Origin of the sequence: Marinobacter sediminicola (genome assembly GCF_031157525.1) — a bacterium.
Lineage (GTDB): Bacteria > Pseudomonadota > Gammaproteobacteria > Pseudomonadales > Oleiphilaceae > Marinobacter > Marinobacter sediminicola.
Genome location: NZ_JAVIXR010000002.1, coordinates 437,964 through 454,791, shown reverse-complemented (window position 1 = coordinate 454,791; position 16,828 = coordinate 437,964). Strand labels below are relative to the sequence as shown.

22 protein-coding genes are annotated in these 16,828 nt (G+C 54.5%); 7 read left to right on the top strand and 15 right to left on the bottom strand.

Translation table 11 applies throughout. From position 1 onward, the window contains the following. The first annotated feature begins 135 nt into the window (after window positions 1-135). The 5 genes from RG807_RS04830 to RG807_RS04810 are packed head-to-tail and all read left to right on the top strand — an operon-like array spanning window position 136 to window position 5,527. Window positions 136-735 (top strand): UPF0149 family protein, encoded by a 600-nt coding sequence (locus RG807_RS04830; RefSeq protein ID WP_309043863.1) that lies wholly within the window; start codon window positions 136-138, stop codon window positions 733-735. Window positions 736-761: 26 nt separating this feature from the next. Further along, window positions 762-2,081: a Xaa-Pro aminopeptidase gene (gene pepP / locus RG807_RS04825; protein ID WP_309043862.1), complete on the top strand. Its 1,320-nt coding sequence runs from the start codon at window positions 762-764 to the stop codon at window positions 2,079-2,081. Window positions 2,082-2,085: 4 nt separating this feature from the next. Beyond that, window positions 2,086-3,351, top strand: a complete 1,266-nt coding sequence (gene ubiH, locus RG807_RS04820; RefSeq protein WP_309043861.1) for a 2-octaprenyl-6-methoxyphenyl hydroxylase — start codon at window positions 2,086-2,088, stop codon at window positions 3,349-3,351. Then, window positions 3,348-4,571 carry a UbiH/UbiF/VisC/COQ6 family ubiquinone biosynthesis hydroxylase gene (locus RG807_RS04815; protein ID WP_309043860.1) on the top strand — a complete coding sequence of 408 codons (1,224 nt, stop codon included), beginning with the start codon at window positions 3,348-3,350 and terminating at the stop codon, window positions 4,569-4,571. The genes ubiH and RG807_RS04815 overlap by 4 nt, the downstream gene beginning before the upstream one ends. Window positions 4,572-4,600: 29 nt before the next feature. Next, window positions 4,601-5,527, top strand: a complete 927-nt coding sequence (locus RG807_RS04810; RefSeq protein WP_309043859.1) for a DUF808 domain-containing protein — start codon at window positions 4,601-4,603, stop codon at window positions 5,525-5,527. On the opposite strand, the gene RG807_RS04805 is transcribed toward RG807_RS04810, so the two are convergent. From RG807_RS04805 to RG807_RS04770, 8 genes are all read right to left on the bottom strand, one after another. Beyond that, on the bottom strand, window positions 5,507-6,226 hold the full coding sequence (locus RG807_RS04805; RefSeq protein WP_309043858.1) for a 16S rRNA (uracil(1498)-N(3))-methyltransferase: 720 nt from the start codon (window positions 6,224-6,226) through the stop codon (window positions 5,507-5,509). The genes RG807_RS04810 and RG807_RS04805 overlap by 21 nt on opposite strands. Further along, window positions 6,223-7,017, bottom strand: coding sequence for a twin-arginine translocase subunit TatC (tatC, locus tag RG807_RS04800; RefSeq protein ID WP_298449378.1), 795 nt, complete (start codon window positions 7,015-7,017; stop codon window positions 6,223-6,225). Before tatC ends, RG807_RS04805 begins: the two co-directional genes overlap by 4 nt. Next, a complete protein-coding gene (gene tatB / locus RG807_RS04795) occupies window positions 7,014-7,385 on the bottom strand; it encodes a Sec-independent protein translocase protein TatB (RefSeq protein WP_309043857.1) in 372 nt (123 codons plus the stop codon). Before tatB ends, tatC begins: the two co-directional genes overlap by 4 nt. A gap of 11 nt (window positions 7,386-7,396) precedes the next feature. Further along, entirely contained in the window at window positions 7,397-7,630 is a 234-nt protein-coding gene (tatA, locus tag RG807_RS04790; RefSeq protein WP_309043856.1) for a Sec-independent protein translocase subunit TatA, read from the bottom strand. A gap of 91 nt (window positions 7,631-7,721) precedes the next feature. Continuing rightward, entirely contained in the window at window positions 7,722-8,051 is a 330-nt protein-coding gene (locus RG807_RS04785) for a phosphoribosyl-ATP diphosphatase (protein ID WP_309043855.1), read from the bottom strand. Between the two features lie 12 nt (window positions 8,052-8,063). After that, window positions 8,064-8,480: a phosphoribosyl-AMP cyclohydrolase gene (gene hisI, locus RG807_RS04780; protein WP_309043854.1), complete on the bottom strand. Its 417-nt coding sequence runs from the start codon at window positions 8,478-8,480 to the stop codon at window positions 8,064-8,066. A gap of 2 nt (window positions 8,481-8,482) precedes the next feature. Then, a complete protein-coding gene (locus tag RG807_RS04775) occupies window positions 8,483-8,890 on the bottom strand; it encodes a DUF3592 domain-containing protein (RefSeq protein WP_309043853.1) in 408 nt (135 codons plus the stop codon). Between the two features lie 21 nt (window positions 8,891-8,911). After that, on the bottom strand, window positions 8,912-9,538 hold the full coding sequence (locus tag RG807_RS04770; RefSeq protein ID WP_309043852.1) for a LysE family translocator: 627 nt from the start codon (window positions 9,536-9,538) through the stop codon (window positions 8,912-8,914). A gap of 200 nt (window positions 9,539-9,738) precedes the next feature. On the opposite strand from RG807_RS04770, the gene rlmF reads away from it, so the two are divergent. After that, a complete protein-coding gene (gene rlmF, locus RG807_RS04765; RefSeq protein WP_309043851.1) occupies window positions 9,739-10,698 on the top strand; it encodes a 23S rRNA (adenine(1618)-N(6))-methyltransferase RlmF in 960 nt (319 codons plus the stop codon). Window position 10,699: 1 nt separating this feature from the next. Here the strand turns inward: rlmF and RG807_RS04760 are convergent, their stop codons facing one another. Together RG807_RS04760 and RG807_RS04755 are read right to left on the bottom strand one after the other, a co-directional pair. Beyond that, on the bottom strand, window positions 10,700-11,056 hold the full coding sequence (locus RG807_RS04760; protein ID WP_309043850.1) for a potassium channel family protein: 357 nt from the start codon (window positions 11,054-11,056) through the stop codon (window positions 10,700-10,702). A gap of 37 nt (window positions 11,057-11,093) precedes the next feature. Beyond that, window positions 11,094-11,555 carry a methyltransferase family protein gene (locus RG807_RS04755; protein ID WP_309043849.1) on the bottom strand — a complete coding sequence of 154 codons (462 nt, stop codon included), beginning with the start codon at window positions 11,553-11,555 and terminating at the stop codon, window positions 11,094-11,096. An 87-nt stretch (window positions 11,556-11,642) separates the two neighbouring features. Here RG807_RS04755 and RG807_RS04750 point away from each other — a divergent pair, with 87 nt between their 5' ends. Then, the gene (locus RG807_RS04750; RefSeq protein WP_309043848.1) at window positions 11,643-12,659 is read left to right on the top strand and encodes a zinc-binding dehydrogenase; all 1,017 of its coding nucleotides are present in this window, start codon (window positions 11,643-11,645) and stop codon (window positions 12,657-12,659) included. A 52-nt stretch (window positions 12,660-12,711) separates the two neighbouring features. Here RG807_RS04750 and RG807_RS04745 read toward each other — a convergent pair whose 3' ends face one another. From RG807_RS04745 to ubiE, 5 genes are read right to left on the bottom strand one after another with little or no spacing between them, the layout of a single operon-like run. Further along, window positions 12,712-13,332 (bottom strand): HD domain-containing protein, encoded by a 621-nt coding sequence (locus tag RG807_RS04745; protein ID WP_309043847.1) that lies wholly within the window; start codon window positions 13,330-13,332, stop codon window positions 12,712-12,714. A 28-nt stretch (window positions 13,333-13,360) separates the two neighbouring features. Beyond that, a complete protein-coding gene (locus RG807_RS04740; RefSeq protein ID WP_309043846.1) occupies window positions 13,361-13,690 on the bottom strand; it encodes a hypothetical protein in 330 nt (109 codons plus the stop codon). Window positions 13,691-13,698: 8 nt separating this feature from the next. After that, the gene (gene ubiB, locus RG807_RS04735; RefSeq protein ID WP_309043845.1) at window positions 13,699-15,342 is read right to left on the bottom strand and encodes a ubiquinone biosynthesis regulatory protein kinase UbiB; all 1,644 of its coding nucleotides are present in this window, start codon (window positions 15,340-15,342) and stop codon (window positions 13,699-13,701) included. After that, a complete protein-coding gene (locus RG807_RS04730; protein ID WP_309043844.1) occupies window positions 15,339-15,980 on the bottom strand; it encodes a ubiquinone biosynthesis accessory factor UbiJ in 642 nt (213 codons plus the stop codon). The genes ubiB and RG807_RS04730 overlap by 4 nt, the downstream gene beginning before the upstream one ends. After that, the gene (gene ubiE / locus RG807_RS04725; RefSeq protein WP_309043843.1) at window positions 15,980-16,762 is read right to left on the bottom strand and encodes a bifunctional demethylmenaquinone methyltransferase/2-methoxy-6-polyprenyl-1,4-benzoquinol methylase UbiE; all 783 of its coding nucleotides are present in this window, start codon (window positions 16,760-16,762) and stop codon (window positions 15,980-15,982) included. Before ubiE ends, RG807_RS04730 begins: the two co-directional genes overlap by 1 nt. Window positions 16,763-16,828 lie beyond the last annotated feature (66 nt).

Below are 16,828 nucleotides of genomic sequence, written 5' to 3'. Positions count from 1 at the left end.
TATGTCCATTAGTGGTTAGTGTTATGTTATAACATGGTGATCTGTTGCTTCGCGAAAATCAACCAGTCAGTGCCTTGAAGACGCCTGAATGCTAGGATAGTGCCCTAACTTCTCAATACAGGATGGTTCAGGTCCATGTCAGAAACCGACACTGCGGGCGCGCCCCACGCTGCTGAATTCGAACGCTGGGCGAACGTTTTTACCGCTCACAAAGCGTTCAGTCATCCCTCCGAGCTTCATGGCGCCCTTTGTGGGCGACTGGCTGCCGGTTCCCGCATTGAGGAAGATGAGTGGCTAGCTATGGTTTGCGAACACATGGGGTTGCCTGAAAGTGCAGCCGCGGAGGCTGATGATCTGTCCGTGTTCATGAATCAAGCCTACGAACAGACCTTGGCGTTTTTAAAGTCGGCGGATATGAGCTTTCATCCTTTGCTGCCTGATGATGATTATGCAATCGATCAGCGTCTTGAAGCCCTTGTAGCTTGGGTGCGTGGCTTTCTGGAGGGCATGGCCTTGTCTGCCGGAGAGTCTCTGGGTGAAGCGCCGGAGGAAATCCGCGAGCTTATCGAGGACATGGTGGCCATCAGCCAGGTGTCTGAAGATCAGGAATCGGATCAGGAAAGCGAACAGCAGCTGGTGGAAATAACCGAATACATCCGGCTTGGAGCTCTGGCCGTGTTTACCGAGTTCAATCCGCCGGAACGGCCGGCGTCACAAGCATCAACGCTGCATTGATCATGTCTCACACTGCGGGAGAACCTATGTCGTCCATTATACCCGTCAAGGAATTTTCCGAGCGCCGACGCAAACTGATGGAGCGCATGGCGCCAGACAGTATTGCCATTATTCCAGCTGCGCCGGAACGAGTTCGTAACCGCGACGTATTGCACCCGTTTCGGCAGGATAGTGATTTCCAGTACCTGACCGGCTTCGGGGAGCCCGAGGCTGTTCTGGCGCTGATTCCGGGCCGTGAACACGGCGAGTCAGTGCTGTTCTGCAAAGAGAAAAATCCCGAAAAAGAATTGTGGGATGGGTTTCTTGTGGGGCCTGAGGGCGCGATAGAGCGTTACGGGCTGGACGATGCGTTCCCGATTGCCGATATCGACGACATTCTGCCCGGCATGATTGAAGGCCGCAGCCGGGTGTATTACCCGCTGGGCAAAGATCAGGGATTCGATACCCGGGTAATGGACTGGGTGAAGGTTATCCGCAGCAAGGTCAAAAGCGGTGCGCACCCGCCCGGTGAGCTTGTGGCGCTGGAGCACCTGTTGCATGACCTTCGGCTTTTCAAAAGCGCAAACGAAATCAAAGCTATGGCCAAGGCGGGTCAGATCAGTTCAGACGCCCATTGCCGTGCCATGAAGCGCGCCCGTAAGGGCGGTTACGAATACAACCTTGAAGCCGAGCTGATTCATACGTTTATGGATCATGGCGCCCGTTCCACGGCTTATCCGTCTATCGTCGGCGGCGGTGCGAATGGCTGTATTTTGCACTACATTGAGAACACAGCGCCGTTGAAAGATGGCGACCTGGTGCTGATTGATGCGGGCTGTGAAGTGGAATGCTACGCCTCTGATATAACTCGCACTTTTCCGGTCAGTGGCAAGTTCAGCCCTGAGCAGCGGGCAGTCTACGAAGTAGTGCTGGAAGCCCAGTACGCGGCCATTGATGCGGTTCGCCCGGGCAATCACTGGAATCACCCCCACGAAGCCGCGTTGAGAGTGCTGACCGGCGGCTTGATTGATCTAGGGCTCTTGTCTGGCACTGTTGACGATGCCATTGCAAACGAAGCCTTCAAGCCCTTCTTCATGCACCGCACCGGCCACTGGTTAGGCCTTGATGTGCACGATGTAGGCGACTACAAAATTGGCGACGCATGGCGGTTGCTCGAGCCGGGGATGGCGCTGACGGTTGAGCCTGGCTTGTATATCTCGCCGAGCAATACCGATGTGGATGAAAAGTGGCGTGGTATCGGCATTCGTATCGAAGATGACGTAGTGGTGACCAAGGATGGCTGCCGGGTGCTGACAAACGGCGTACCCAAAACCATTGATGAGATCGAAGCCCTGATGGCGGAATGAGCCTGTGAAACACTCTGATACCGATGTGATCATTGCGGGCGGCGGGCTGGCTGGCGCAACGCTCGCCCTGGCACTGGCCAAGGTTGCTCCCACGTTGAGGGTAACCGTGGTTGAGGCGTTTCCGCTGTCTGCGGATGCCTTGCCGGATGCGTATCAGCCCAGCTACGACGCGCGCTCCACAGCGTTGGCTTGGGGTTCCCGGCTAATCTTTGACGAGCTTGGGCTGTGGCCGCGGATATCGGAGCATGCGACGCCCATCCAGCACATTCATGTGTCTGACAGGGGCCGGTTCGGCGCGACCCGTCTGAAGGCCAGAGAGTTCCAGCAGCAAGCCTTGGGCTATGTGGTCGATAACCGCTGGATGGGGCTCTGCTTGATGCGGGAGCTGCTTGAAACCAATACCCAGTGGCAGGCGCCCGCCGAAGTGATTGATATGGTGCCTTCCGAGCAGGGCGTAAGCGTTGAGATAAAAGCTGGCAACGAGGCCAGCACCCTGAAGGCCAAATGCCTGATTGTTGCAGACGGCGGTCGTTCCGTGCTGAGAGAAAAACTCGGCTTCCAGACAAATCACCACGGCTATGATCAGAATGCGCTGATCGCAAACGTTTCCACCAGCGACAGCCACGAATTCACTGCTTTCGAGCGTTTTACCGATGCCGGCCCTATGGCATTGTTGCCCCATGGTTCACCTTCCCGCGCAGGCCATCAGTCTGCACTGGTTTGGACTCTGAACGATAAGGAGCTTGAAGAGGTTCTGGGCATGCCCGATAGCGATAAGTGCCAGCGGCTTCAGGAGCGCTTTGGTTGGCGCCTGGGGCGGTTTACCCGCATAGGTGAGTGCAACCACTACCCGCTGACACTGACCACTGTAAATGAGCCAATAAGGCCGGGCGTTGCACTCGTAGGCAATGCTGCCCATGCCTTGCACCCGGTGGCGGGGCAGGGCTTCAACCTGGCGCTGCGGGGTTTGATGACTCTGGTAGAACAGTTCCGGTGGGCTATTGAGCAAGGGCGATCGCCGGGCGACTTCCAGATTTTGCGCCGCTATCACGAGTTGCATAAGCCGGATTGGCAGCAAACCGTGCAGTTCTCGGATTCATTGATCCGCATTTTTGGTCACTCACTGGCGCCCGTTGCCGCAGCGCGGGATGCCGGGTTGGTGGGGCTGGATTTGCTCCCCGGTGCAAAGCGTTTGTTTGCCCGAAAAGCGATGGGCACCGCCGGTCGCCGTGCTGTCATCCATGGGCCTGTAGCGAGCGATAAGCAATGAGCGATACCAGGGTGTTCGATATTCTTGTGGTTGGCGGCGGCATGACCGGCACAGCTCTGGCGCTTGGCCTGTCACAGCAGGGTTGGCATGTGGGCTTGGTAGAGGCCGGTGAACGCGCTGCTTTGTTGCAGGCCCCGGTGACGGTCAAAAGCGTGGCAGATTTTGAGCCACGCGTCAGTGCTATCTCCATGGCCAGCCAGCAGTTGCTCGAGTCACTAGGCGCCTGGCAAGGTGTTGTAGCCGGCCGCCATTGCCCTTATCAGGGCATGACTGTGTGGGACGGCGATGGCACTGGGCGTATTCACTTCGATGCTGCCGAACTACAAGTCCGCGCTCTGGGCACGATCGTTGAAAACCGCAGCCTGGTTCGGGCGCTGTTCGAGGTTGTGGAAACCAGTGGCGTTGAGCTGATTGATGGTGTGCAGGTTGCCGGCTGCTCCCAGGATGGCGACCAGCGCAGCATTGAGCTTGCCGATGGTCGCACACTCGGGGCTCGTCTGGTTATTGCGGCCGATGGCGCCAACTCCCGGTTACGCCAGTGGGTAGGCTTGCCAACCCGTGAATGGGATTATGATCAGCAGGCCATCGTATGTACCGTGCGTACGGCTCAAAGCCATGGATACACAGCCTGGCAGAGATTTTCCCAAACCGGGCCCTTGGCGTTTTTGCCACTGGCAACGGAAAGCAATGATGAGCACTTCTGTTCTATTGTTTGGTCGCAGGACACCGAAGAAGCCCGCCGCCTGATGGCTCTGGATGATGCAGCCTTTACTGCGGAACTGGAACGGGCAATCGAAAGAGAACTGGGTGTCCTTGGGGCAGTGTCCAAACGCTTTGCCTTTCCTCTGCGGCAACGCCATGCCAAAGATTATATTGCGCCCGGTTTTGCATTGGTGGGCGATGCGGCCCACACCATTCATCCGCTTGCGGGGCAGGGTGCCAACCTCGGGTATGGGGATGTTCGGGTGTTGCTGGAGGAGCTATCCAAGGCTAAGCGCACGGGTTTGAATCCAGCTCATGAGCTGGTTCTTGCGCGCTATCAGCGCCGCCGCAAAGGCGAAAACCTGGCCATGATGGTTGCCATGGAAGGCTTCAAGCAGCTGTTTGGTCGTGATGAGTTGCCACTGAGATGGCTGAGAAACACTGGAATGCGCTGGCTTGACGGCCGGGGCCCGGTAAAGAACCGTATTGCTGCGGAGGCCATGGGCCTTGATATTTAAACGATCAACACACTAAAGGATTTACACTTATGGCAGGAACCAGTCTTCTCGCACTCTTCGACGACATTGCCACGATCCTCGACGACATCTCCATGATGACCAAAGCGGCGGCCAAAAAAACTGCCGGGGTATTAGGAGATGATCTGGCACTGAATGCCCAACAGGTAACTGGCGTGCGAGCGGCGAGAGAATTGCCTGTAGTCTGGTCTGTTGCCAAAGGCTCATTCGCGAACAAAGCCATACTGGTGCCGGCTGCTGTCGCAATCAGTTTTTTTGTGCCTTGGTTGGTTACGCCCCTGTTGATGCTTGGCGGTGCGTTTTTGTGTTTTGAGGGTGCTGAAAAAATCATTCACAAATTCTTCCACTCAGAGGAAGAGGCGCAACGGAAAGAAAAGTTGCTGAAGGCATTGAAGAAACCCGAAGTGGATTTGAGGGTTGTAGAAAGGCAAAAAATTAAAGGCGCGATACGCACCGATTTCATTCTGTCGGCAGAAATAATCGCCATCACGCTCGGAGTGGTAACGGCTGAGAGCATAGGTATACAGTTTGCGGTGCTGGCAGTGGTCGCTGTGCTGATTACCGTCGGTGTATACGGTTTGGTGGCCGGAATAGTGAAGCTGGATGACGGCGGGCTTTATCTCACCCAACAAGAGAGCGCAGTAGCCCAGAAGATAGGCCATGGCATACTCTGGTTTGCGCCTTACTTGATGAAAACCCTGTCCATTGTCGGCACCATTGCCATGTTTTTAGTGGGTGGCGGTATTTTGGTGCACGGCGTAACCCCACTTTATAACGCCATCGAGAACTTCGCTGCAGGGTTTGGTGGTGTTTCTGCAGTGCTGCTCACTACGGTTGCTAATGGGCTGATTGGATTGCTGGCGGGGGCATTGTTGGTGGCCGTACTTACACCACTGATTCGGATGTGGGCATCCAGATCAGAGACAAGCGTCGAATAAACGGCTTACGAGAACGGGAACGGCTGTTTCCACCCGAAGAATGCGAGGCCCAAGGTGAACGCTTTGGCAGCCGGCCTCTTCAAGTTTACCTACTTCGTAGGGTGTGAATCCGCCCTCAGGGCCTATGCACAGCGCTGTTGGCCTGTTCAGGTGGGTAGGGCAAGGGGTGGCCGTGCCAGGGTGCGCAACCAGGGCCACCTTGCCTTGCAGCAAGGCAGGCAGTTCATCTTCCACGAAGGGTTTGAACAGCTTGCGGATATGCACCTTCGGCATCGTTGTGTCTTTTGCCTGCTCCAGGCCGAGAGTAAGGTTTTCCCGCAGATTCTCATCTGACATCCAAGGCGTTTGCCAGAAGCTTTTTTCCACCTTATAGCTGTTGATCAGCCAGATATCCTTGACCCCCAGTGTGGCGCTGGTTTGCAGAACCCGGCGGAACATTTTTGGCCGTGGCATGGCCAGAATGAGTGTAAAGGGGAGTGGTGAGGGTGGTGCCTGATCCAGAGTGACAAGCAACTCAGCTTCCGAATCAGTGAGCGTTACAACGACTCCCTGCCCCATCAGACCGTTTACACGGCCAACTGGCAGTTGGTCACCTTGGGTAGCGCCCAGCACAGATCGGATGTGCTCGAGCCTGCGGCCCCGCAGCACAACACGGTTGGGCGCAATAAAATCCTCATCAAACAATAAGGCGAGATTCATTGAGAGGAAGACTCGTCCGTCTCTACTACTTCGCGCACCGCCAGCCTGCCAAACAAAATGCCCAGCTCGAACAGTATCCACATAGGAACCGCGAGAAGTGTCTGGGAAATGATATCCGGGGGTGTCAGCATCATGCCGATTACAAAACAGCCCACCACTACGTAGGGGCGTTTTGCAGCAAGGTCTGACGGCGTAGTCACGCCACTGAGAATCAGCAAAATCGTCGCGATGGGGATTTCAAAAGCAATCCCGAATGCAAAGAACATTTTCAGCACGAAGTTCAGGTAACTGCTGATGTCTGGCAGCTCAACGATGCCCTCCGGGCCGATCGCTGTAAAAAAGCCGAACACCAGCGGGAATACCACGTAATACGCAAACGCCGCACCGAGATAGAACAGGATTACTGAAGTAAACAGCAGTGGAAACGCCAGGCGCTTTTCATGGGCATAGAGCCCGGGCGCAACGAAACTCCACAGCTGGTAAAGAATCACAGGGATAGCGGCGAATACCGATAAAAACAGGGCCAGCTTCAGGGGCGCGAAAAACGGCGAGGTGATATCCGTTGCGATCATGGTCTGGCCTACGGGCAACAGTGATCGGATAGGCTCGGATAACCAGAGATATAGCTCATTGGCGAATGGATAAATGACGGCAAAACAGATCACTACCGCCAAAACCATCTTCAGTAATCGGTCGCGAAGTTCCAACAGGTGCGCAACCAGAGGCATCTCCGGTTGTTCAGGTGTGGTGTTCTGATGACCCGGCTGTTCTCCATCTGTTTTTGAATTCATGAAGGCTTATCCGACGGTTTTGGTGCGGCGTCTGGCTGATCTGGCACGCTCTTTTGCTCGCCCGCTGATTTGCCGGCAGGTTTATCCGACAGGATCATGTGCTCGTACTTTTTGGCTTCGTCCAGAGCGCCGCGCACGGTCTTCTTTACGTCATCAAGGCCCACATCACCAGCTTCGCTCAGTTCTTTTCTCAGCTCTTCGGCTTTCAGTTGGCGGTCCAGCTCAGAGGTAAACTGGGTGACCATACGGCGTGCACCGCCAACCCAGCGCCCAGCCGCTCTTGCAGCCGTGGGGAGCCGTTCGGGGCCAAGCACCAGTAGAGCTATAACGCCGCAAATCAGCAGCTCAAGAAAGCCGATATCAAACATGGTGTCTGGTCTCAGCTTTTGGTTTTTTCCCTGGGCTTATCTTCAGTCGCCTGACGCGCCTGTTCTTCCTGAGTACCTTCCAGCGAATCCGGGTCGCCTGGTTTGCTGTCTTCGTCATTCATGGATTTTTTGAAGCCACGAATGGCTCCACCAAGATCGGTGCCAATGTTGCGAAGCTTCTTGGTTCCGAACAGCAGAATCACAATGCCCAGAACAATAAGAAGTTGCCAGATGCTGATGCCCATTACGGGATCCTCGTTTCGATGTTTTCGTAGATTAACATTATACGTTACCAGAGCAGGGTGGCGGAAACCCCCCGTTAGGGGTATTACCTGCTCACTTGCTCCTGGACGCCTTTTCTTCCAGCCCGGAAAGGTCGAACCGGCTGCTCAACTCATCCAGTATATCCTTGGAGCTCAGGCCCAGGTTGGAGAGCATAACCATGCAGTGAAACCAGAGATCCGCTGTTTCGCTGATGACTGCGCGAGTTTCCCCCGAGTGTTCCGCATCCTTGGCTGCCAGCAGTGTTTCTGTACACTCTTCGCCGACCTTTTCCAGAATCTTGTTCAGACCTTTGGAGTGGAGGCTGGCGACGTAGGATTTCTCAGGGTCGGCTGATTTACGGGCTTCGAGAACCCGTGTCAGATTTTCCAGAACATCACTCAATACATCCACTCCTCAGTTGCTGCCATAAATGGCATCCGGATCTTTAATGACGGGTTCAACGCCCACCCACTGGTCGCCCTTCAATGAGCGGTAAAAACAGCTACGCCGGCCAGTGTGGCATGCAATGCCGCCTTTTTGCTCTACTTTTAGCAGGATAACGTCCTCATCACAGTCGAGGCGGATATCCTTGACCACTTGTTGGTGTCCGGAAGTTTCGCCCTTGCGCCAGAGTTTACCCCGTGAACGTGACCAGTAAACCGCTTGACCCTCTTCGGCCGTGAGGCGAAGGGATTCCCGGTTCATCCAGGCCATCATCAGGATATCGCCCGTGGCTGCATCCTGTGCAATCGCAGGAACCAGACCGTCCGCAGTCCAGCGAATGGTATCGAGCCAATCGAGGGTGCCTAGATTATCAGATAAGTCTTTCATTTTTATGAATCCTGAGCATTTTGTCGCCGCAAACCCGACACCATGGCCGTCGCAGCGAACACGAGCGTGAGCGCGACAAAGGTAATGGTAATTTGATACCGGCCATTCAGAGTGTTGATCACGGCCTCGTAGGGGGGCTTCGGGTTGACCAACAATGGCACCTCGTCTCCTGTTTGTAGTGATTTAAGGCGCCCGAGAAAGTCCAGAATCCCTCGTCTTGTCGCAAACTGATGGGTCTGGCCCTGAACACTATAACTGATAGTGTAATCCCTGTACTGATGGGCGGTTACATGGCCAATAGTCGGCTGCGATTCAAAATGCTTTGAGGTTTCCCACACAAAAGACAGGGTACAGACAAACAGTAGAAGGACGAATATCCGGGTCAGCGCAGCTCGTGGGGATGCGTTCATGGAGTTTTGGCCTTGTATGATTTATAGCTTTGCACGAAGCAGGTTCAAACCAAGCCCGATGTACACAAGCCCAGTGACTTTGCTTATCACTTCAAACAGACGCGAGTCCGACCTGGCTGCGTTTAAAAAGCTGGCAGTAAACGCGACGAGAAAAAGACACCACAAAGTGCCGCCCAGCACAAAAACACCGCCTAAAAACAGAAATACAGTGGCGCTGTTGTTGGCCCCGGACGCCACAAACTGCGGCAGGAACGCGAGAAAGAAGATAGCGATCTTCGGGTTCAACAGGTTGGTCAAGAAGCCTTGGTAAAAAAGCTGTGAACGCTTCTGGGTAGCTGTTTCAGAGGATGTTGCCAGCTCGTTCTGACGGCGGCAGGCTTGGACGCCAAGATAGATCAGGTACCCGGCACCGATAACTTTAACTGCTGTAAATGCCAGTGCAGAAGTTGCCAACAGCGCGGAAAGCCCGATTGCCGCAAACAGGGTGTGCGCCAGTATGCCAGTGCTTACACCGAATACCGATAACAGCCCGGCAACGCGCCCCTGGGATAGGGTTCTGGCTAAAATGTACACGGTGTCTGGCCCTGGCGTTATCCAGAGCAAAAAGCTCGCGCTAAAAAACAACCAGAACTCATGGGCCTGCAACATCCAAGGCTCCTGCCGGAATCTGTGACTTTACCGCCAATATACCCGCTAAAACGACAATCTATCCAGAGCGGAGCGTATTCATTGAAAGAGTGGAGGGAACTCATTCATTCCTGAGCATCCTCAGCTGTTATAATCTCCGAAGCCGGTACCTGCATAGACACAGGCACCGGCTTTGATTTACACATCCCGGAAATAAAACTGTGAGCAGTTCCCAGCGAAGTAACAGGCATCAGGCTAAGCCTGGTGGAAAAGGTTTACACCCCAGAAATCTGCACAAGCAAGGCTACGATTTTCCATCCCTCATAAAAAGTCACCCGGCAATAGCGCCCTACGTTAAAGCAAACGCCTACGGTAACCTCTCCATAGAGTTCGCAGATCCACAGGCAGTAAAATTGCTGAACGCAGCCCTGTTGAAGCACTACTACGGCATTGTTGATTGGGATATCCCGGAAGGGGCACTTTGCCCACCCATTCCGGGGCGAGCAGACTACATCCATCACGTAGCTGAGCTCCTGGGAGAGTTCGAGCCTTTTGCGAATCGGGTCAGCACCCAGCCGGAAATCACCTTGCTCGATATAGGCACCGGGGCCAATGGTGTATATCCGATACTGGCATGCCAAATGTACCGATGGCATTGCGTTGGCAGTGATATAAACGCCCGGTCGCTTGAAAACGTGGCCGGGATTATCGCCAAGAACCCTACGCTAAAAGACCGTTTCACCCTGCGCATGCAAAACGACAGACATAAAATCTTCGACGGGGTTATTCGAAAAGGGGAGCTTTTTGATGTCAGTGTGTGCAATCCCCCCTTCCATGCTTCACAAGATGAGGCGCTCAAGAGTAGTCAGTTAAAGTTGCAAAACCTTGCCCGTAATCGCGGTGAAAAAAGGCCCGTGGCTGCCTCACAAGCTCTGAACTTTGGGGGGCAGGAAGCGGAGCTCTGGTGCAAAGGTGGCGAACAGATGTTCCTCAAAAAGCTCATAAAGGAAAGCCGGGTATTTGCAACTCAATGCCGCTGGTTTACCAGCCTGGTGTCGAAAGCTGATAACGTAAAGCCTTCCACGAAATTGATTCGTAAACTCGGGGCGACCGATGTGCGAGAAATAGAAATGAAACAGGGGAACAAGGTCACGAGGGTGTTGGCCTGGACATACACCTAGATTATCCGGCAAACCCTTGGCCGACACTTCTCAAGACTTCAGGGTCAATATGGATCTCAAATGCAGTAGAGGCTGTCTTTACCGCAATCGCCACAAATAGACCTGTGAGCATAATTCCGCACCAGGCAATGACTATCGAGAGGATTTTCGACGATTTTCGTAACGGGCGAATGTCCCCGTAGCCTACGGTAAACGCTGTTATAAACGCCCAATAAAGCGCATCGAACCTCCCCCATGATTCCAGGCGGCCTACAACCAACCCGAAACCAACGATAAATACGCAGATCGAAAGTAAAATCGGGAGTGAAAAGTACATTCCCCAAAGAAACAACTTAAAAAATGTGATCGAAAAATCCATAGTTTATCTGCTTTGATTAAAGTCATTGGGCTGCAAATCAAATCCAGCGCCGAACACGTGCTTTGTAAGAAGTATATTCGGATCCGAAGATCGCATCGAGGGCGCGTTCTTCCGGAATGATTTGAAATCGGGTTATATAAAGCGTAAATGCGATAGGACCGAGTAAGGCCCAAGGAGAAGAAAGAAATATTGCCCACCCAAACAGCACCAGCACCATGCCCACGTACATGGGGTTGCGCGTAACCTTGAATACTCCGGATGCTACCAGGAGAGACGCCTTTTCGGGTCTGGTTGGGTTGATGGTGGTTTTCATTCTGCGAAAAGAGATTACGCCAACCAAGCTGATGCAGCCGCCGAGTAATGCGACTGAGATGGCTGCGACTACTCGAGTAGTGTCGTGAAATTGAAGTGACGGCGTCACCACATTTATGCCCCACATGATAAACGCCACAATGGCGGTAACTGCGGGAGGGGGGATTCTCAGCTCTAATGACGACATGCTTGTGATATAACTCCTAGCGTTTGCTCGAACTATGTCATATCCGATGAACAAAGATAATACTTGGAATACGATACCGGAGCCTCTATGAAGCGCGTGATCATACCTAAAGCTGGAAACAGCAGCGTACTGACACTCAAGGAGTTTCCAAGCCTGGCGGTTGGCCCAGGTGAGGTGCGAATTTCGGTTAAAGCCTCGGGGCTGAACTTTGCCGATATTATGGCGCGCCAAGGTTTGTATCAGGATGCCCCAAGCTTTCCCTTTACGGCCGGGTATGAAGTGTCAGGTGTGATCGACTCCGTTGGCGACGGTGTCGAAGAAAAGTGGATGGGTAAGCCTGTAATGGCTTTGACCCGGTTTGGCGGCCATGCCTCTCAGGTAGTTGTTTCGCTCAACCAGATCTTCGAGAAACCAGGCCGGCTCTCCTACGCGCAAGCGGCAGCTATCCCCGTGAACTATCTGACCGCCTGGCAAGCGCTTGTTATTTGTGGCGCGCTGCAACCGGAAGACACAGTTTTGATTCACAACGTTGGGGGCGGGGTAGGCCTTGCTGCCCTGGATATTGCGCAACACATTGGTGCCACTACCATTGGGACAGCGAGCCCTGGAAAACATGAATACTTACTGTCTCGCGGGCTTAACCACGCCATAGATTACCGAAATAGCGACTGGTACACAGAGCTGATGCACCTGACCGATGGGAAAGGCGCTGAGCTGATTCTCGACCCGTTGGGTGGAGAGAGCTGGCGTAAGAGTTACAAGGCTTTGCGCGCGTCCGGGCGCTTGGCGATGTTCGGAATTTCGGCTGCATCTGGCAATGGCATTGGCAGCAAATTGGCGCTGGCGAAAACCGCAGTGATGATGCCCATATTCCACCCCATCAGTTTGATGAACGAAAACAGGTCTGTGTTCGGTATCAATATGGGGCGGCTTTGGCATGAGCCTGAAAAAATCCGCGTGTGGATGAATAAAATCATTGCCGGTGTGGAGGAGGGTTGGATCAATCCCACCGTCGCCGAGTCCTTCAGCTTTGAGGATGCCGCATTGGCCCACGACTATATCGAAAACCGTGCCAATATCGGCAAGGTGGTGTTAACACCCTAGTTTTGGAGGCAGGATTGAAGCGTGCCTTTGATCACCAGAGGGAATGCCGGGACTATGCGCGCCCTTCCAGCTTGGACACCGCATTTGAAAGGTTCTCTCTGGCTTGGCGCTCACTCGCTTCCGGGAATATCCCTGACGTGTAAATCTGCGGGCGCTCTATAAATCCCCGGAGCACAGCGGCACGCTTCTTTCGGTAGATGAACGCCGGGACGAGCCTGTATTCCTTGCGTACCCCTTGCTCGAAAATCTCGTAGCGTTCCGGAGCGGCCCCCAGAATTGACAGGTCTATATCCACAAGAATCGATTCGTCACGGGATTGGGTAGGAACATCATGCTCCGTGACGATAATGAGCCTGTGAACACGATCGATTTCTTCAGCGCTTGCGCCGGACTCTGCCAAAAACGAAGCTGCCCAATCGGCGCTTTCCAGTTCATTTTTGCTGGATAAAGGCTTGTAAATGGCATCATGGAACCAAAGTGCAAGCTCTACCTCCCGCGGATGCTCAATCTTGGCCGAGCAGTTATCCAAATGCCGAAGGCACGCAGAAACATGCTCCAGCGTGTGGTAGTGCCGGCCCTTCTCAGAATAGGCGTTGATCAGGGAGTCGTAGGTTTCCTGATGCGAAGAAAACCGCCAAGCAGCCATCAGTTGCGTCCACCGATCAGTATTCATTGTTGCTCCTCGGAGAAAAAGCTCGTGGCTATTGGGCACAGGGCTGCAAAGAAAACAGGAAAAGCCCGAACCAGACATTCGCGAGCAAGATCAAAACTTTAATCGCATCTCTGGCGAATGACGGGATGTCGCTGGATTGATAAAGATAGCCGATGACGACCCACTGAATAAACAGCCACACATATGTGAGGTAGAGAAAACCCGTGTGGCATGCTGCATTTGGCGATGTGTAATAGGTGTAAATCCAGGCAGCCGCTGTTCCTGTGACCATAATCAGGAAAGCCGCGGTAGAGAGCAGGTTTCGCCATTGTGGATAGTCGGTGCTTAATAGCTTCTCTTTGACCTGCTTGAGTCCCATGGTCGCTCTCAGCGGCTACCACGCCAAACCAACGCCCCGGCTGCTGCAAGCAACACCCAAGACCACACTGGCGCGTGTTCTGCCCACTCACGGGCTTCTGGCTGGGTTCCGATAACAGCTGCGGCAACCAGTGCTATCGCTGCAATCCCGCGGCGCCAGCGGCGGTCGCTTCTGAGCTGTTGTTCGCGGAGCAGTGCCAGGGTGTCCTGGTTCTGTTTCTCGGTGGGGCCGGCGCTGCGGAGTTGTAGTAATGCGTCGTGAACCAGTTGGGGCATTTCAGGGGACTGTTCCAGCCACGAGGGCAGGTGGGTTTGCAGGGATTTTATCAGGCCGCTTGGCCCTATCCGCTTGCGCATCCAGCCTTCCAGATAAGGTTGGGCCGTGCTCCAAAGATCCAGTTCCGGGTACAACTGGCGGCCAAGGCCCTCTACGTTCAGCAGGGTTTTTTGTAATAGAACCAGCTGCGGCTGTACTTCCATGTTGAACCGGCGCGCAGTCTGGAACAGGCGTAGCAGGAAGTGACCGAAGGAAATGTCTTTCAGGGGCTTCTCAAAAATCGGTTCGCATACGGTGCGGATAGCCGCCTCGAATTCATTTACCCGTGTATCGGGTGGTACCCAGCCAGATTGGATGTGAAGCTGCGCCACTTGCCTGTAATCCCGGCGGAAGAAGGCCAACAGGTTGCGCGCGAGATAGCTTTGATCGTCTGGCGCGAGGGTGCCCACAATGCCAAAGTCGATGGCGATGTATTTCGGGTCTGCGGGGTTGGAAACGTCTACAAAAATGTTTCCCGGGTGCATATCGGCGTGGAAGAAGCTGTCCCGGAATACCTGGGTAAAGAAGATCTCGACACCTTTTTCAGCCAGCACTTTCAGGTTTACGCCCGCCGCTTCCAGTGCAGGAACGTCTGCAATGGGGATGCCGTAGATGCGTTCCATTACCATGACGTTCTTGCGGGTGTAGTCCCAGTCGATAAAGGGAATGTAGATCAGCGAGGAGCCTTCAAAATTACGGCGTAGCTGGCTCGCGTTGGCGGCTTCCCGCTGCAAATCCAGCTCGTCGTGGATGGTTGAGTCGTAATCTGCAACGACTTCTACCGGGTGCAGTCGCTTGCCTTCGGTCCAGTATTTCTCAAGGAGGTTGGCCATAAAGTACATCAGGGCAAGGTCTTGCCGGATTACTTTGTTGATGCCTGGGCGCAGTACTTTGACCACCACATCTTGGCCGTTCAACAGTGTCGCGGCATGAACTTGTGCGACGGAGGCCGAGGCTAGAGGCTCTGCACTGAATTCCTTGAATAGCTCCGCTACTGGTGCTCCAAGGGAGGACTCAATAATGTTGCGGGCCACGTCGCTGGAGAAGGGCGGAACGCGATCCTGGAGATGTTTGAGGGATTCCGCCATGTCGTCTGGCAGTAGGTCGCGGCGGGTAGAGAGTATCTGGCCGAACTTGACGAAAACCGGGCCAAGTTCTTCCAGAGCCAAGCGCAGGCGATCACCGCGGCTGAGCTTTGGTTGCGGAAAAAGATGCCAGGGCGCCAGCAGAAAAAACACCTTTAAAGGTGCGGGAAGCTCCGCGATTGGCAAAAATGTGTCCAGCCGGTAGCGGCAGAATACCCAGGAAATGCGAATCAGGCGTTGCAGGCGGGTCACGGAGTCTCCGGTTTGTCAGTAGTGCCGCGGCTTTCGATCTGGCTTATGCGTGCTGCCAGGCGTTCAGTGCGAAGGTTCAAGGCATCTATGTCCTCGAACGTGGCTTCCAGTTCGCGGCGGCCGGGCAGGGCGCGGCTTTCCTCGTGCACATACTCTTCAATGTTGGCGTTCAGGGAGGTGAAGGCCTGGCGGCTCCAGCTCACTGAGCTGCGAATACGCTTGCCGATGAAGTGGGCTGGCACATCGCCTATGTGCCTTGCCATGGCAGCTTCCCAGTCCGGGTTTAGCTTATCCAATGCTCGTTGGAATTGGTGTGCCAAAGCAGTGTCACCGTTAACGCTCAACCGGTTGTCGGTGAATACACGGTCATCGCCTGTGGCCAGTGCAGCAAACGCCAGGGGCTTGCCGCTGATTTCCAGTGCGGGGTCTTCGACTGGCTGGCTGCGTACCTGCACTTGATTGCCCATTCTGTGCAGTGAGCAGGTAAGGGAAATCGGGTGGGTGATGCGGAACTGTACCGGCCCTTCAAGAGCGCCCAGCAGCGCCTGCTGACCAGCAGGATCCAGTTCAAGCGCCTGGTTCAGTGCCCGCTCGATTATGGCGGTGAGCGCCGTAAGCAGGGTCGGGCCGGGAAACATCAGGGTTTGGTTCCCACGTGCAGGGCAACAATACCGCCAGTCATGTTGTAGTACTTGCAGTTCACCATGCCTGCGCTTTCCATCATGCCTTTGAGCGTGTCCTGGTCCGGATGCATACGGATGGATTCAGCCAGATACTTGTAGCTCTCGCTGTCGCCGGCAATGAGCTGGCCCATCAGGGGCAGAGCTGTAAACGAGTAGGTGTCGTAGGCTTTACTGAGCAGCGGGTTGGTGGGCTTGGAGAACTCCAGCACCATCAGCTTGCCGCCGGGTTTGAGGACTCGCATCATGTCCCGCAGAGCCTGATCCTTGTCGGTTACGTTGCGCAGACCAAAGGCGATGGATACGGCGTTGAAACTGTTATCCGGGAAGGGCAAGTGTTCCGCATCGGCTTGCACGTACTCAATGTTTCCGGCGTAACCACGGTCGGTCAGGCGGCTGCGCCCAACCTGCAGCATGGAGGCGTTGATGTCGGCTAGAACCACCTTGCCGTCGCGCCCAACCAGGTCAGAAAACTTCATGGTGAGATCACCGGTGCCACCGGCAATGTCCAGAACCTGATGCCCCGGGCGAACACCGGAAAGCTCAATGGTAAAGCGCTTCCACAACCGATGAACGCCCATGGACATTAGGTCGTTCATAAGGTCGTATTTTCCCGCCACGCTGTGAAACACTTCAGCTACCTGGCTGGCTTTCTGGCTCTTGGCCACATTGCTGAAGCCAAAATGGGTAACCTCGTCCTGGCCGTTGCCGGCGGTGGCTGGCGTTTGTTGCTCACTCATGGGGCATGTCCTGTCAGAATCTGAACTCCGTATTCTAACGCTTGACGGAGTTGCTACAAGGGTAGC

Coding starts and splice junctions, on each gene's coding strand:
- RG807_RS04770 (WP_309043852.1), bottom strand. CDS start 9,538: ATGTTGCAGGCCCATGAGTTCTGGTTGTTTTTTAGCGCGAGCTTTTTG.
- RG807_RS04810 (WP_309043859.1), top strand. CDS start 4,601: ATGGCAGGAACCAGTCTTCTCGCACTCTTCGACGACATTGCCACGATC.
- RG807_RS04730 (WP_309043844.1), bottom strand. CDS start 15,980: ATGTTTCCCGGCCCGACCCTGCTTACGGCGCTCACCGCCATAATCGAG.
- RG807_RS04745 (WP_309043847.1), bottom strand. CDS start 13,332: ATGAATACTGATCGGTGGACGCAACTGATGGCTGCTTGGCGGTTTTCT.
- RG807_RS04755 (WP_309043849.1), bottom strand. CDS start 11,555: ATGTCGTCATTAGAGCTGAGAATCCCCCCTCCCGCAGTTACCGCCATT.
- RG807_RS04805 (WP_309043858.1), bottom strand. CDS start 6,226: ATGAATCTCGCCTTATTGTTTGATGAGGATTTTATTGCGCCCAACCGT.
- RG807_RS04830 (WP_309043863.1), top strand. CDS start 136: ATGTCAGAAACCGACACTGCGGGCGCGCCCCACGCTGCTGAATTCGAA.
- ubiE (WP_309043843.1), bottom strand. CDS start 16,762: ATGAGTGAGCAACAAACGCCAGCCACCGCCGGCAACGGCCAGGACGAG.
- RG807_RS04815 (WP_309043860.1), top strand. CDS start 3,348: ATGAGCGATACCAGGGTGTTCGATATTCTTGTGGTTGGCGGCGGCATG.
- RG807_RS04775 (WP_309043853.1), bottom strand. CDS start 8,890: ATGAACGCATCCCCACGAGCTGCGCTGACCCGGATATTCGTCCTTCTA.
- pepP (WP_309043862.1), top strand. CDS start 762: ATGTCGTCCATTATACCCGTCAAGGAATTTTCCGAGCGCCGACGCAAA.
- tatB (WP_309043857.1), bottom strand. CDS start 7,385: ATGTTTGATATCGGCTTTCTTGAGCTGCTGATTTGCGGCGTTATAGCT.
- RG807_RS04760 (WP_309043850.1), bottom strand. CDS start 11,056: ATGGATTTTTCGATCACATTTTTTAAGTTGTTTCTTTGGGGAATGTAC.
- tatA (WP_309043856.1), bottom strand. CDS start 7,630: ATGGGCATCAGCATCTGGCAACTTCTTATTGTTCTGGGCATTGTGATT.
- tatC (WP_298449378.1), bottom strand. CDS start 7,017: ATGAATTCAAAAACAGATGGAGAACAGCCGGGTCATCAGAACACCACA.
- RG807_RS04750 (WP_309043848.1), top strand. CDS start 11,643: ATGAAGCGCGTGATCATACCTAAAGCTGGAAACAGCAGCGTACTGACA.
- hisI (WP_309043854.1), bottom strand. CDS start 8,480: ATGAAAGACTTATCTGATAATCTAGGCACCCTCGATTGGCTCGATACC.
- RG807_RS04740 (WP_309043846.1), bottom strand. CDS start 13,690: ATGGGACTCAAGCAGGTCAAAGAGAAGCTATTAAGCACCGACTATCCA.